General features: G+C 54.2%; 12 protein-coding genes and 2 pseudogenes. 4 read left to right on the top strand and 10 right to left on the bottom strand.

All coding sequences use genetic code 11. The annotated features are described in order from the left end of the window. Nucleotides 1–109: 109 nt before the first annotated feature. The 3 genes from KQP84_RS19150 to KQP84_RS19140 form a co-directional block, all read right to left on the bottom strand. Nucleotides 110–778: a YecA/YgfB family protein gene (locus KQP84_RS19150; protein ID WP_215847726.1), complete on the bottom strand. Its 669-nt coding sequence runs from the start codon at nt 776–778 to the stop codon at nt 110–112. A gap of 154 nt (nt 779–932) precedes the next feature. Then, nucleotides 933–1,412, bottom strand: coding sequence for a carboxymuconolactone decarboxylase family protein (locus tag KQP84_RS19145; RefSeq protein ID WP_215847725.1), 480 nt, complete (start codon nt 1,410–1,412; stop codon nt 933–935). 14 nt (nt 1,413–1,426) lie between these two features. Next, nucleotides 1,427–2,035: an FMN-dependent NADH-azoreductase gene (locus KQP84_RS19140; protein ID WP_215847724.1), complete on the bottom strand. Its 609-nt coding sequence runs from the start codon at nt 2,033–2,035 to the stop codon at nt 1,427–1,429. Nucleotides 2,036–2,148: 113 nt separating this feature from the next. On the opposite strand from KQP84_RS19140, the pseudogene pdxR reads away from it, so the two are divergent. The 3 genes and pseudogenes from pdxR (at nt 2,149) to KQP84_RS19125 (ending at nt 5,540) form a co-directional block, all read left to right on the top strand. After that, nucleotides 2,149–3,550 (top strand): annotated as a pseudogene (gene pdxR, locus KQP84_RS19135) (MocR-like pyridoxine biosynthesis transcription factor PdxR). 121 nt (nt 3,551–3,671) lie between these two features. Beyond that, nucleotides 3,672–4,913: a serine hydrolase domain-containing protein gene (locus KQP84_RS19130; RefSeq protein WP_215847723.1), complete on the top strand. Its 1,242-nt coding sequence runs from the start codon at nt 3,672–3,674 to the stop codon at nt 4,911–4,913. 120 nt (nt 4,914–5,033) lie between these two features. Beyond that, nucleotides 5,034–5,540, top strand: a complete 507-nt coding sequence (locus KQP84_RS19125; protein ID WP_215847722.1) for an RcnB family protein — start codon at nt 5,034–5,036, stop codon at nt 5,538–5,540. 34 nt (nt 5,541–5,574) lie between these two features. On the opposite strand, the gene KQP84_RS19120 is transcribed toward KQP84_RS19125, so the two are convergent. The 4 genes and pseudogenes from KQP84_RS19120 to KQP84_RS19105 all read right to left on the bottom strand — a co-directional run bounded on the left by KQP84_RS19120 (nt 5,575) and on the right by KQP84_RS19105 (nt 9,170). Further along, nucleotides 5,575–6,687, bottom strand: coding sequence for an NAD(P)/FAD-dependent oxidoreductase (locus tag KQP84_RS19120; RefSeq protein ID WP_215847721.1), 1,113 nt, complete (start codon nt 6,685–6,687; stop codon nt 5,575–5,577). Nucleotides 6,688–6,721: 34 nt separating this feature from the next. After that, nucleotides 6,722–7,495: an amino acid ABC transporter ATP-binding protein gene (locus KQP84_RS19115; RefSeq protein ID WP_305798593.1), complete on the bottom strand. Its 774-nt coding sequence runs from the start codon at nt 7,493–7,495 to the stop codon at nt 6,722–6,724. Further along, entirely contained in the window at nt 7,492–8,301 is an 810-nt protein-coding gene (locus KQP84_RS19110; protein ID WP_215847720.1) for an amino acid ABC transporter permease, read from the bottom strand. Before KQP84_RS19110 ends, KQP84_RS19115 begins: the two co-directional genes overlap by 4 nt. A 54-nt stretch (nt 8,302–8,355) precedes the next feature. After that, nucleotides 8,356–9,170, bottom strand: a pseudogene (locus KQP84_RS19105) (ABC transporter substrate-binding protein). Between the two features lie 193 nt (nt 9,171–9,363). Here KQP84_RS19105 and KQP84_RS19100 point away from each other — a divergent pair. Further along, nucleotides 9,364–10,446, top strand: coding sequence for a LacI family DNA-binding transcriptional regulator (locus KQP84_RS19100; RefSeq protein WP_215847719.1), 1,083 nt, complete (start codon nt 9,364–9,366; stop codon nt 10,444–10,446). Here the strand turns inward: KQP84_RS19100 and yfaU are convergent. From yfaU to rhmD, 3 genes are read right to left on the bottom strand one after another with little or no spacing between them, the layout of a single operon-like run. After that, a complete protein-coding gene (yfaU, locus tag KQP84_RS19095) occupies nt 10,430–11,230 on the bottom strand; it encodes a 2-keto-3-deoxy-L-rhamnonate aldolase (protein WP_215847718.1) in 801 nt (266 codons plus the stop codon). The genes KQP84_RS19100 and yfaU overlap by 17 nt on opposite strands. Nucleotides 11,231–11,243: 13 nt before the next feature. Next, nucleotides 11,244–12,542 carry an MFS transporter gene (locus KQP84_RS19090; protein WP_215847717.1) on the bottom strand — a complete coding sequence of 433 codons (1,299 nt, stop codon included), beginning with the start codon at nt 12,540–12,542 and terminating at the stop codon, nt 11,244–11,246. Nucleotides 12,543–12,593: 51 nt separating this feature from the next. Continuing rightward, nucleotides 12,594–13,796 carry an L-rhamnonate dehydratase gene (gene rhmD / locus KQP84_RS19085; protein ID WP_215847716.1) on the bottom strand — a complete coding sequence of 401 codons (1,203 nt, stop codon included), beginning with the start codon at nt 13,794–13,796 and terminating at the stop codon, nt 12,594–12,596. Nucleotides 13,797–13,799: the final 3 nt, after the last annotated feature.

The raw sequence follows: 13,799 nt of genomic DNA, 5'->3' as shown, positions 1-13,799 counted from the left end.
TAATGAGAAGCCAACAGTAACCTCTGTCTCACGCATTTTATTGGTTTTAAGGATGAGACGAGTAACCCAATAAAAAAGGGCTGCCATCGGCAGCCTTTCTCAAATCCTGTCAGTGCAAACAACACTGCTTAAACTTTTTCCCGCTGCCGCATGGGCAGGGATCATTCCTGCCTGGCAACTTATCTGCCACGATCGGCTTTTGCACCATTGGAATCGCTTCTGGCTGTGAAATCCAGTGATCATGCAGCGCCAGTGCAGCAGGGCGGATGGCATCAATGCTGGCTTCCATTTCGTCTGGCGACAGCGCATCAATTTTCTCAAGGTTCTCTTCAGATCCATGCAGAGCGATGGCATCCAGTGCTGGCTGCAGCTCCTGTGGCAGGGCAGACCAGTCAGTCAGCGCCACGCCGCGCATGTAGCCAAAGCACCACTCTTCCACGACGGTGAATTCCAGACCTTCCATCTCGCGGATGCCAAATACCGGTTCAAACTGCTCCGGGAACTCGGAAAGGCGATCGGCAATGTCGTTCATGTGCTGAAAGCAGAGTTCCATAAAGCGCGTCATCTCGCGCTCGTTGGTCCATTTCGGAATATGCTTTTGGCCGCCCCACATGGCGACCAGCCACTCGCTGGGTTCAACCGTTGTCGGGCCCGAAAGCACGGCAGTCAACAGGCCGTCCAATTCAGAGACATCCAGTATCGACGCTTCACTGCCGTGTTTTTCCAGCATCTCTTCAAGCCATTCCAGCTCTTTCTCGGACAGTGGGCCTTCTTTCATACGGTTGCCTCCCGGGCATTTCATTAATCAGAAAAAACCGCAGCAGTGTACACGCCTATCCACTCAACGTCAGGTATATACCCGCCATACTTAAGGGTGCAGCAAGGCGCGTCGCCTCTGCACCCAAGCTTAAAGTATACCGGGTATAAAACGATTAATTTAAATCAGCGCGATCCAGGCCATACGCTTTATCCAGCGCGCCAGGCTCCATCTGTGAAAGCACCATCAGGCGGTTCCAGCTGTTGATGACGGAAATAGCCATCGCCAATTCTGAGATTTCGACCTCTGAAAAGTGCTCGCTCACGGCGTGATAAAGTTCATCCGAAACCCCATGCGCATTTATACGCGTTAGCGCTTCAGTTAATGCCAATGCGGCTTTCTCTTTCGCACTAAATAACGGCGATTCACGCCATACGGCAACATGATAAATACGTAGTTCGCGTTCGCCGTCCAGTTTGGCTTGTTTGATGTGCATATCGACACAAAAGGTGCAGCCATTTAACTGTGAAGCACGGATATCAATCAGGTGCTTCATCATGCTGTCGATGGCGCTTTTATGTGAAGCCAGGGTGACGTCGCTAAGCGATTTAACCAAGCCAGGAATCGTTTTAAAGTGATTTACACGTGATGTCATGATGGTGCCCTCAGTTAATTAAACAGATGATCAATGCATTGCAATGCATGAGGTAAGGCGGTTTGACGGCTCACAGGATCGTGTGTGCCGTCGACTCGAATAAACTTCACATCGTCAATGCCGATATAAGCCAATGCGGTGCGAATATAGGGCGTGAACTGATCGTCCTGCATGAAAGGTCCTTGGGCAAAAACGCTGCCGCTGGCAACCACGCAATAAACCTGTTTGTTATTCACCAAGCCAATCTTGCTGCCTTCGGCCGTGAAGGCGAAGGTGCGCCCAGCGCGGGTGATATGGTCAAACCAGGCTTTAAGGACCGATGGCAACCCGAGGTTCCACATCGGTGATGCGATCACCAGCAGATCCGTTTCCAGCAGTTGATCAACCAGATGCTCCGATGTTGCGATTGCCTCGCACTGTTCTGCGGTCCGGCTGTCAGCGGGGGTAAAGAATGCGCCGATTGTGAATGCATCAAGGTGCGGTAACGGATCGCGGGAAAGATCAATCACGGTTTCAACCAAGGCGGGATGGCGCAGCTTGAGTTTGTCTACCAAATAAGATGAAGCGGTACGCGAGGCGGAACCTGCGAGATCAGGACTGACTTTGATATGCAGCAGTTTCATTACTTTTCCTCTTCAAGATGTACGGTTGTGCTGGTAATGGCGCAACGAATGCAGGCATCTTAGCGAGATATGACTGAGGTAAAAGGGTCAAAACTGATGAAAACAGGTAGGACATAGGCGTGGGCTATAAAGAGATCTACGCGCGCTATCGCCAACAGATTATGGCGGGCGCGCTGAAGCCGGGCGACAAAGTGCCCGCCATTCGGGTGCTGGCTGAAGAGTTAAAGGTGGCGAGAAAAACCGTTGAAGCGGCCTACGCCGTGTTGATCGGTGAAGGTTATTTGGTCAGTCAGGGCGCGAAAGGCACGCGCGTAAATCCCGATCTGGTGATCTCGCGACGAGAGCCAGCCGAAGAACCCGCGCCGTTAGCAGACAGCAGCCTAAACCAGCTAACCGGATTGCGTGATAATCCTGGGGAAATGCGGCTGGGTATTCCCTCGCTGGATGAGTTTCCGCTGAAAAAATGGTTACTGATTTCCGGCAAAGTGGCGCGCAGCCTGCGCCCGGAAGAGATGACGAACCAGCCAGTAACCGGTTACGCACCGCTGCGCGAAGCCATCGCCGGTTATCTAAACATTTCACGTGGTCTCGATTGTCAGCCAGAGCAGGTGTTTATCACCAGCGGTTATCGCGCCAATTTACGGCTGATTCTGCAGGTGCTGGCGCAGCCGAGCGACAAGGTGATATTTGAAGATCCCGGCTATTTTTTGGTCAGAAATTACTGAAGCGTATTGCGCCTAACCTGCATTATGCGCCGGTTGATCGTCAGGGGATCAACGTTGATTATCTGCTGCGGTATCATGCGGATGCGCGTTTCCTGATTACCACGCCAACGCATCACAGCCCGTTGGCAGTCACGCTCTCATTGCCACGTAAACATCAGTTGCTGGGATGGGCACAAGAGAATCAATCATGGATCATTGAGGATGATTACGACGGCGAATTTCACTACACCAAAAGGTGATCCCGGCTTTGAAAAGCCTCGATCATGACGATCGGGTGATCTACATCGGTACCTTCAGTAAAACGGTGATGCCCGCGCTACGGATCGGCTATATCGTGATGCCAAAAGAGACCGTTTCTCGCTTTAAAGAGTTGGGCGAAATCACAGAAACGGGCTTGTCACTGCTACCGCAAAAGATCCTGGCGCAATTTCTCAGCGAGGGACACTTCTACAAGCACATTAAAAAAATGCGAACGCTTTATCAGCAGCGCCGCCGCCTGATGCTGGACGCGCTTAACCGGCTGTTTCCTGAGACGTTCAGCTATGAACTGAGTGATGGTGGCATGCACATTGTCGCGTTTTTGCGGCGCGGCACGCAGGATGTCGCACTGGCAGAACTCTGGCAGGCGCAGCAGTTGCAGGTGTTTTCTTTGTCGGCATGGTACACGCAGACGCAGAAACGCTATGGCCTGATCATTGGTTACACCAATATTCGTTCAGAACAGCAGGCGATGACTTTGTTGCAGCGGGTGCAGCAGCCAACGTTGGCCTTGCTGCAGCAGGCAAACTAACGCCAAAACCGCGCTACAGCGCTGTTGCGCTTTATGGTATCTTGCGCCGCATTCGATGTTTTATTGACCGCCTAACCTCTTCACCAAAAAACGATAAACGGGCATTTTTGCTTTAACCAGGATGGACAGTTTGACGCACTTTTTTGCCCGCTATCTCACTGCGCAGAATACGCTGTGGGGCGACCTGTTACTGCGGTTTTTAGCGGTGGTATTTTGCTCGTTCCTGCTTTCTGCCTGCGGCACGCTGTCGCAAACCTCTGCACCGGTAGGCGATCGGGTTTATCTCATGCATGACACCTTTCATGAAAACGTTGATGACATCGTGCGTCATTACATGCAGGAGAAACAGGTTTCTGGCATCAGCATTGCGATTATCCATCGCGGCGGGCCGGCGCAATTTTATTCTTTTGGCGTTACGGATGATCTGCACCGTTATCCGATCACCCCTGATACGCTGTTTGCGCTGGGATCGCTAAGTAAAGGCGTGACGGCAGAAGTCATTATCCAATTGGTGAATCAGGGCCAGCTACATTGGAATGACACGCTAAAAGCGTTGTTGCCAGATAGTGTGAAGCTAAGCGCAGATGCACAGCGCATTACGCTGTTGCAGCTGGTAACACACACGTCTGGCTTACCGCGTCAGGATATGGATTTGCCGATGCTGCGCCAGTTTATGCGCTATCTGGGGAACGGTGAAAACTTCTATGGCAGCCTTGATAGCGATGCATTGCTGGAATATCTGGCGGATTTCTCCGCACCCGCAGTGCAGGTGCCGCACTACTCCAATCTCGGTTATGCGCTGCTTGGCTACATCCTACAGCACCGTTTTCACCAGAATATTCAGACGCTGGCATCAAACCTGATATTCACCCCGCTACAGATGAGCCAAAGCAGCTTCAAGCCAGAACAACTTGCTGCTTATCCCTGGCGTGCGCTGGGCCATGCAGGCGATCAGCCCAAATTTATTGCCCGCGGTACGCTGACGCCGGATTGGCATTTCAAAGGTAACATGGTGGCGGCGGCCAGCCTTTATAGCAACGCACGCGATCTGATTACTTATTTGCAGGCGCATTTAGCGGCAACGGATAATCCCGCCTTAAATCAGGCTTTCGAGGCGGTAAATCGTCCTTGGTATCAGCACGGCACGCAGGCACAAAATATCGCCTGGGTAACCGATGAGCTGGACGGCCAAAAAATTACTTATCAGGTGGGTTATATTGGCGGTTATTCCAGTTTTATTGGCTACGATAAACGTAACGGGAATGCCATTGTGGTGTTACAGAATGCGTTTAACTGGAGCAATTATCTGGGCATTGCCTTGCTGGTGGATTTGGCCGCTAAAGCGCGAGTTAATCAGCGCTAGCCGGGGAATAGCGTCGCGTTTCCTTACACTTAGCTGAAAAGTGCAGGGAACTGAGTTGCTGTACAGAATGTCTATCTCTTGGTCTACTGTTACTCATACTAATTCAACGTGGAAATCATTATGCGCAGGACTCACATCGCTTTTCTTTCAGTAGGATTACTGTTTGGCTCATTGAGCCTTGTTACCGCTGCTCAGGCCGCCAATGAAGGCACTGATACCGTGCCGCCGCCGCCGCAAATTCAGCAGGCCGATCCCAACGCGCAGCCAGATGCTAATGCCGCGCAGCCAGATGCCACAACACCACAGCCACAAGCACCGTCTTCACAATCTAATGATGGCATTACGCCGACTACGCCAGCGCAGTCTGATGCGAATGCGCCAACCGGCACGCCAAACTACGATCTCACCACCATCATTATCGATTACAAAGAGTACAAAGTGGGCGATACCGTGCCGCAGCAGTACACCGAAAAAACGTACACCATCACTGAATGGCAAAAACGTAATCTGCCTGCGCCACAAGAAAATACCCATTGGGCTTACATCAACGCCAACTACATTTTGATTACCAATGACACCGGTAAAATTGTTATGGGTAAATCAGGCGATATTTTCTTCCGTGGATAAATAAAAGAGCCGGTCGAGATGACCGGCTCTTTTGTTAGCCAAAGCGCTCGGCGCGGAAAGCGGCCAGCATAGGATGCTTCTCTCCGGTAACAATTTCATCCGCCAGTAGTTCTCCGACGATCAATGCCAACGTTGCGCCCGAATGGGTAAACGCCACAAAACAGCCCGGCACTTTCTCCAGCTCACCCAACACGGGATCGCCATCGCCTGGGATCGGTTTTAATCCCAGCTTCCAGCTTTCCGCTTTCAGTGGTGTGCCAGCGCGCAGCAGCTTGCTGGCTTCCTGCGCCAGTTGTGCCACTACGCTTTCTTCGATCTGATAAGTGCCATCCGCTTGCAGTTTGATGTCGTTTTCATACCAGTCATGATCCAGCGCGTAACGCTTGCCGGGATTGGGCCGCACCGCCGCGCGCGGGGTATTCAGCACAGTTTTTAGCGGTTGATCGCTTGCCTCTGTAATCACCAGCATGGAAACCGGCGATCCATTGGGAAGGGTGACACCCAGCGGCGCGACCACATCTGGCGTCCAGGGACCGCAGGCAACCAGCACGGCATCCGCCGCTATTTCGCCTTTATCATAGCGGATTCCTTTCGCGCGACCCTGTTCGGCAATGACACTGGCTTTGCCGGCGTGCTCAATAATTTCACCGCCCAGCGCACGAAACTGCCCAGACAAATGCGCGATCAAATGCGGCAAGCTGACCCAACCTTCGCCGGGATTAAAAATCGCTTCCTCTGCCATCGCTTGCGGATCGACACCTTTATCGACCTGCGCCACGGTAGCGGGCGTAATCAAATGCGAATCGTAGCCGTGCGCTTTTTCGTAAGCGTGGCGCGCCTGTGTTCCCGCCACATCGTTGGCAGGCCAGCAAAGGCCGCCATCAAAACGCAGCCAGTCACGTGTAGGATCGGCAGCAAACAGCGTACGATAGCGATCAATACCCGCCATACGCAGGGCGTGGTAAGGCTTCGATCGTTCACCTGCGGAGTTTAGCCACGACAGCGAACGTCCCGAAGCCCCAGAACACAACGCGGCTTCTGTTAACAAGGTGACTTTCGCACCGCGCTTTGTCAGTTCTAACGCACTAGAAACCCCTAATACACCGCCACCCAGCACCAAGACGTGCATGTCGTTTTTTACCGCCATTGTTAAGTTCCTTACGTTTAAAAGTGGGGAAGGATTACAGCACTTCCGAAAGAAAACGTTGCAGACGCGGCGATTGCGGCGCGTCAAAAATAGCGCTGGGCGAACCGGCTTCGACAATCTCACCTTCGTCCATAAACACCACCTGATCGGCAACCTTGCGCGCAAAGCCCATCTCATGTGTGACCACCACCATCGTCATGCCGCGGCGACATAAATCAGCCATCAATGTCAGCACGCCTTTCACCAATTCGGGATCAAGCGCCGAGGTCGCTTCATCAAACAGCATGACTTCAGGATCCATCGCTAACGCACGGGCAATCGCTACGCGCTGCTGTTGTCCGCCAGAGAGATCGCGGGGGTGTTGATCGGCGCGCGGGCCTAATCCCACTTCCTCCAGCCGCTGGCGGGCAATCGCAAACGCCTGCGCTTTCGGCAGTCCTTTGACTTTCCACGGTGCCAGCGCCACGTTTTCCAGCGCGCTGTGATCCGGGAACAGATTGAAGTGCTGAAAAACCATGCCGATGCGCAGCCTTAACGCGTCGGGCTTGTCACGCAGCACTGATCGATCCGCCAGAAATACATCGCCCGACTTGGGTTCATGCAGCCGGTTGATCCCACGCAGCAGCGTCGATTTACCCGAGCCGGATGGTCCAATAATGCAGGTGGTGGTGCCAGGCGCGATCTTCAGCGAGACACCGCGCAGGACTTCGATCGGCCCGTAAGCCAGTGTGAGGTCACGCAATTCCAGGCTGGCGCCATGCCAGTTGGCCTGAGCAGGCTGCTCGGCGAGACGTGTTTGGCTCATCATTGCCCCCGATCGCTGATTAATGGATTGGTCGCCAGTGTGTTATTGGGCAGCTTTTGCACTTCGTCCACCTCTTTCAACCCACTTTGCGGTGCGCTAAGACGGCGGCGGCCGGTGCGATAGCGCACATCGACATAGTTCACCATGTGGGTAAGCGGCACGGTAATCACCAGATAAAACAGGCCAGCCAGCATCAGCGGTGAAAGGTTGCCGGTGAGTACTGCTGCATCCTGGCCCACGCGGAACAGCTCGCGCTGGTTGGTCATCAAACCCAGCAGATAGACCAGTGACGAATCTTTAATGATGGCAATGAACTGGTTCACGATAGCGGGCAGCACGCGGCGAATCCCTTGTGGGATCACGACCAATCGCATCGCGCGTCCATAGCTCATGCCCAGTGCACGACAGGCTTCCATTTGGCCGCGCTCAACGCTTTGAATACCGGAACGAAAAATTTCACCCATATAAGCGCTGGCAATCAGACTGAGCGCAAAAATGCCAAGCGGGTAGGGCGTAGGGCCAAACAGCTGATAGCTGAAACGCGCCAGGCCTTGACCAATCAGCAGAATGGTCAGAATGGAGGGCAGGCCGCGAAACAGATCGGTGTAAAGACGAGCGGGTATACGCAGCCAGCGTGAGGGCGAAATGCCCATCAGCGCCAGCAGCAAGCCAAACAGCGTGCCGAGCAGCGTGGCGGCAAGCGAGATGATCAACGTGTTCACCAGGCCCGTCGCCAGCAGTTGCGGCAGCACCTCCATCATCGAAGGAAAATCGAAAAAGGTGCGAGAAAGAATTGTGAAAAGATCCATCGCCATTCTCCAGTCAGTACGGATGAGGTTGGCGCAAAACGCTAAGCGTCTGCGTTAAGACTGGCCGTCGGGTAGATATTGTTTTGGCATTGGCGAGCCAGGGAACCATTTCTGGTAAAGCTGTTTCCAGGTGCCATCCTGCATCGCGGCTTTGATGGCCTTATCCAGCGCGGCTTTGAATTCAGGTTTACCTTTGGCGATGGCGACGCCAGCGGGCGCATCAAACGAAGGAATGTCGGCGGCAGAAACCAGTTTGAAGCGATCGGCATAGCTTTTGGCCGCTTCGTAATCGAGGAATACGGCATCAAGCGTGCCGTTGTTCAGCGCAGAGATTGCGGCGTTGTTATCGGGAAAACGCACCAGATCGCTTTGGGTGAAATGCTGTGCCGCGTAGTTTTCCTGCAAAGTGCCTTGAACCACACCCAGACGGCGTTTAGCTAACGTCTCCACGTTCTTTACGCCGCTGTCGCTGCGGGTAAGCACCGTAAGATAACCGGCGAGATATCCGGTCGAGAAATCCACGGTTTTTCCCGTGCCGGCGTAATGCCGATAGCCGCTACCGCCGCATCATATTGCCCGTTAGCCACAGCTGGCATGATTGCCGAGAAGTCCTGACCAATAAAATCGACGTTATCGATCCCCATGCGATGGGCCACGTTTTTGAAGAATTCGACGTCGAAGCCGGTGAACTGACCGCTGGCGTCGGTGAAGGTGTAAGGCTTGGAATCCCCCACGCTGGCAACACGCAGATGGCCGGGTTCAATCAAGCCGTAAGGATTGGCGGTTGACGCCGCCAGCGTGCTGAACGAAAGCGAACACAGGGCGATGGAGGTGCAGAGCAGTTTGCTCAGAGTCATTTGCGATTTCATAGCTCATCCGTTTTGCAGGTTAAACATCAGAGACAGTTGAGCCGGAAATTTATTTTTGAGACCGGTCTCAACATAAGTGACACCTTGATGACGTTGTCGTTGTGAGACCGGTCTCAAGGGGTTAGAATGAGTTTAAGCACAGCCATTTTTCAACGTCAATCTTCCTGTCATCAACTTGTGATTCGAAATAATTATGACCAACCTGAAATCGCGTTCAAAAGCACCAACCGTGGCTGATGTGGCACGGGCAGCAAATGTTTCAAAAGCGCAGGCAGCGCGGGCGCTTGGCGGTTATGGCGCGGTAAGTGATGAGGTTCAGGATCGTGTCAACAGCGCGGCGTCGCAGTTAGGGTATCGGCCCAATGAATTGGCGCGCAGCATGAATACCGGGCGCTCCAACACCATTGGCGTGATTGTGGGTGATATCGAAAACCCGCATTTTGGTCTGGCGCTACGCGGCATGGCCGATGTTGCGCGTCTGGCGGGCTTCCATCTGCTGTTGAGCAACAGCGATGAAAAATCGCTGGCCGAGCAGGAAGCGGTTCGTGTGATGCTGGAAAAGCAGGTGGACGGTATTATTGTTGCGCCTAGCTGTTCGGACCAGCAGAAGAACAGTCATTTAATGCAGGTTCTGGCAGAAGGCCGGGCACTTAAATTGTTTGATCGTGCTGTCATTGGTTTAGATGTTGAAGCGATTTGCTGCGAATTTACCGGAGTTGCTCGGCAAGCGACACAGCAGTTGATCAGCGTTGGACATCAGCAAATAGCCTACGTCACCAGTATGGAACTGGATCGGGACTATCAGGAATCGGCTGATTTCGGTTTAACACCGGTGGCGCAGCGTGTGGGCGGCATGATGCAGGCGTTTGCTGAAGCGGAATTGCCGTTTGATCCGGGATTGGTGCAGGTGAATGCGCAGGATGAAAAGCAGATTGCGCGTATCGTTGATGCATTATGGCAGCGACCGCAGCCGCCCAGCGCACTGATTGCGTCTGACAGCGTGGTAGCGATGTGGCTGCTGCGAGAAATCACGCGGCGCGGGCTGCGTATTCCACAGGATGTTTCCTTCATGATGTACGATAACTTCCCGTGGAGTGAAGTGGTGACACCGCCGCTGACGGTGGTGGCGCAACCGGTGTATGAAATGGGACGCGAAGCGGCACGGCGCTTGATTGCTGAGATTCGCGGCGAATCGCCCGGACCGATGCCACGCTTTGAGGCAGAATTAATGGTGCGGCAATCCATTGCCGCGCCAAAGCTTAATAACTCGATTTAGTCGCTGACGGGGTGCCGCTTTTGAAATGCGCTAAGCGACTGTCCAGCGCCGAGGTGTAGAGCATGGTATCGACGCCGACGGCGACAAAATTCGCACCCCAGCTGATTGCCCGCTCCGCCATCGCAATATTTACCGCCAGAAAGCCAGCGGCTTTACCGGCACGACGTATGCGCCTGATGCTTTGCTCAATGAGCATTTGCACCTCGGGATGATCGGCATTATCGGGATGACCCAGTGACGCCGACAGATCCGCTGGACCGATAAAGATGCCATCAACGCCTTCTACTTCGAGCAGAGCGTCCAGATTCTCAATTGCCGTTTTGCTCTCAGCCTGAATCAGCAGGCAGAGCTCATCATTGGCACGCGCCATGTAATTCTCCACCCGGCCCCAGCGCGCCGCACGTGCAACGCCGGCTCCGACGCCGCGCGTACCCAGCGGCGGGTAACGCGTAGCCGCGACCAGCGCGCGCGCCTGCTCGGCGGTGTCGATCATTGGTACCAGCAAGGTGCGCGCCCCAATATCTAAAACCTGTTTGATCAGCGCGGTTTGAAACTCCACCGGGCGAATCACCGGTTGGCTGCGATAGGGCGCAATCGCCTGGAGCTGATGATAAAGATCCTGCACGGTATTGGGCGCGTGCTCACCATCCACTAATAACCAGTCATAACCGCTGGTGGCAGCGATCTCAGCCAGATAAGACGACGTGCTGCTGAGCCATAAACCAATCTGCGTTTCACCCCTGGCCAGCCCGGCTTTAAAGGGATTGTGTAATGGATCCTGCATGTTGCCTCCTGTATTAATGACTTGCCTGCTGAGGTTGCGGCGCGCTGCGTCCGACCTTCAGGCTGAGAATAAGCATTGAACCTATTGCCGCGATCAGCGCCAACGCCAGCAATCCGGCGCTGCTGCTGCTGAACGCTATTTCCGCATTTACGCGAATCAGCGGGGCGAGGAAGCCGCCCACGGCACCAAACAGGTTGACGAAGCCGATACCTGCTGCCAGTGCGGTACCCGATAACAATTGGGTTGGCATGGTCCAGAACACCGGCTGTACGGCGATAAAACCCACCGCCGCTACGCTAAGCGCAATCATCGCCAGCAGCGGCGAAACCAGACCTGAAATGCCAATGCCCAATGCCGCGGCCAGCAAGGTAAAGGCCGCGACGCGACGCCGCTCGCCGCTGCGGTCGGAATAACGGGGAATCAGCCAGGTACCGAACAACGCGGCGATCCACGGAATTGCCGCAACCAGTGAGGCTGTAAAGCCCACTTTGGTGCCAAGCAGGGCAGCGACCTGGGAAGGCAGAAAGAAGATCAGTCCATATACCGCGATCTGGATGGTCATGTAGATGATGGCCAGCTGCCAAACGCGGCCATTACGTAGCGCATCGCGCAGGTGCGCCGTGGGTTTTTGCTGCTCTTCAGTGATGAGTTGCTGCTGCAAAGCCTGTTTTTCGGCGGTGCTCAGAAAGCGTGCTTCGGCAGGCGTGTTGTCGAGATAACCGAAGGTGAAAATACCCGCCGCGACCGCCAGCAAACCTTCAATGATAAACATCCAGAACCAGCCGGGATGGCCGAGGAAACCGTGCATTTCAAGCAGCGCACCGGAGAGCGGCGACCCCAGCGTTAAAGCCAGCGGCGCACCCATGTAAAATAATCCCATTACGCTGGCGCGCTGTTGTTGTGGAAACCACTGTGACGTCAGATAGATCATGCCTGGAAAGAAGCCCGCTTCTGCTGCGCCAAGCAAGGTACGCACCAGCAGAAATTTTGCTTCGGTATCGGCAAAAGCCATCGACGCAGAGAGAAAGCCCCACAGTAAGGTGGTGCCGCCAATCCAACTGCGCGCGCCAAAGCGGCGCATCAGCAAATTTGCGGGTACGCCAAGCAGCGCGTAAATCACAAAGAAAATACCGGCCCCTAAGGCGTAGGCTTCGTTGCTCAGGCCAGTATCCAGCTGGTACGCCTCTTTAGCAAAGCCAATATTGGCGCGATCGAGAAACGCCAACACGTAGAGCATCAACATGAACGGAATGAGGCGGGCGCGATTTTTCTTCACTGCGCTTTTCAACGCACTTTGCACCGGTGTATTCATCGGAATGATCCTCATGAACCCGGCTGCGATCGCCGATCGCAGCCGAAGCTATTAATGATGGTAAGGGCGCTTCAGGCCATCGCGGTTCAGCTCAACGCCGAAACCGGGTTTATCCAGCGCAGATTTATGCAACCGACCGTTTTCAGGGACGGGTTCGTTGATCAGCAGAGGATCGAACTGCGGACGCAGCGTGCTGCAATCGGGGCTGGTCATCAGGAATTCACTGAACGGGCTATTGGTAAACGTGATGACGGCATGATGCGAATAGACTGACGATCCGTGTGGCACCACCAGCTGTCCACGTGATTTAGCCAGCGCGGCGACTTCAACCAGCGTGGTCAAGCCACCACACCAGCCAACATCAGGCTGCAAAATATCGATGCCGGTGTCCGCTAGCGTGCGAAACGATTGCAGCGTGCCGTGATGTTCACCGCTGGTAATCAGCATGCCCGGCGGTGCCTGGCGTTTAAGCTGCGCGTAGCCTTCAAACTGCTGCGGCGGTAAACACTCTTCCAGCCATTTAACGTTGTAGGGCGCACAGGCGTGCGCCAGTTTGGTGGCGAAATTGACGTCCTGACTCATCCAGCAATCCAGCATTAGCCAGAAATCAGGACCGCAGCTTTCGCGATAGTGGGCGATGCGTGCAACCTCTTTGCGAATACCTTCGTCGCCGTCGTGCGGTCCCCATTGCACCGCCATTTTCCCGCCGATGAACCCCATTTTTTGCGCCAGATCGGGACGTGCGCCGGTCGCGTAAAATTGCAACTCATCACGCACCGCGCCGCCGAGCAACTGATAAACCGGCAGATTGGTGACGTTGCCAAACAGATCCCACAGCGCTAAATCCACGCAGGAAATCGTATTCATCACCACACCGCCGGAACCGGCGTAGTACATCGTCGCGTTCATCATCTGATCGTGGATCAGTTTGATGTCGCTGACGCAGCGTCCTTCAATGAAGCGATTCAGGTGATTTTCGACAATGAAACAGCCCATTTCACCGCCAGTGGTGATCGCAAAACCGGTTTGACCATTCTCCGCTTCCACTTCCACCACTAACGTACCGAGCACATTGATGCCAAACGACTGGCGTGACTGCTCATACTGTTTGTATTTGCTCATTGGCGTGGCGACATGATCGTCAATCCAGTGGTTAGCACCCTGATCGTGATAATCGCCGCCAGCCGCAGCTTTCTCAGCTGTTGCTCCGCCAACAAAATAAGCGCGAACCGTTTTTATTTTAGGTAGGGACATAAT

Source organism: Candidatus Pantoea bituminis (assembly GCF_018842675.1).
Lineage (GTDB): Bacteria > Pseudomonadota > Gammaproteobacteria > Enterobacterales > Enterobacteriaceae > Pantoea > Pantoea phytostimulans.
This window is presented reverse-complemented; position numbering and strand designations above follow the sequence as displayed.

Coding starts and splice junctions, on each gene's coding strand:
- KQP84_RS19150 (WP_215847726.1), bottom strand. CDS start 778: ATGAAAGAAGGCCCACTGTCCGAGAAAGAGCTGGAATGGCTTGAAGAG.
- KQP84_RS19145 (WP_215847725.1), bottom strand. CDS start 1,412: ATGACATCACGTGTAAATCACTTTAAAACGATTCCTGGCTTGGTTAAA.
- KQP84_RS19140 (WP_215847724.1), bottom strand. CDS start 2,035: ATGAAACTGCTGCATATCAAAGTCAGTCCTGATCTCGCAGGTTCCGCC.
- KQP84_RS19130 (WP_215847723.1), top strand. CDS start 3,672: ATGGACAGTTTGACGCACTTTTTTGCCCGCTATCTCACTGCGCAGAAT.
- KQP84_RS19125 (WP_215847722.1), top strand. CDS start 5,034: ATGCGCAGGACTCACATCGCTTTTCTTTCAGTAGGATTACTGTTTGGC.
- KQP84_RS19120 (WP_215847721.1), bottom strand. CDS start 6,687: ATGGCGGTAAAAAACGACATGCACGTCTTGGTGCTGGGTGGCGGTGTA.
- KQP84_RS19115 (WP_305798593.1), bottom strand. CDS start 7,495: ATGATGAGCCAAACACGTCTCGCCGAGCAGCCTGCTCAGGCCAACTGG.
- KQP84_RS19110 (WP_215847720.1), bottom strand. CDS start 8,301: ATGGATCTTTTCACAATTCTTTCTCGCACCTTTTTCGATTTTCCTTCG.
- KQP84_RS19100 (WP_215847719.1), top strand. CDS start 9,364: ATGACCAACCTGAAATCGCGTTCAAAAGCACCAACCGTGGCTGATGTG.
- yfaU (WP_215847718.1), bottom strand. CDS start 11,230: ATGCAGGATCCATTACACAATCCCTTTAAAGCCGGGCTGGCCAGGGGT.
- KQP84_RS19090 (WP_215847717.1), bottom strand. CDS start 12,542: ATGAATACACCGGTGCAAAGTGCGTTGAAAAGCGCAGTGAAGAAAAAT.
- rhmD (WP_215847716.1), bottom strand. CDS start 13,796: ATGTCCCTACCTAAAATAAAAACGGTTCGCGCTTATTTTGTTGGCGGA.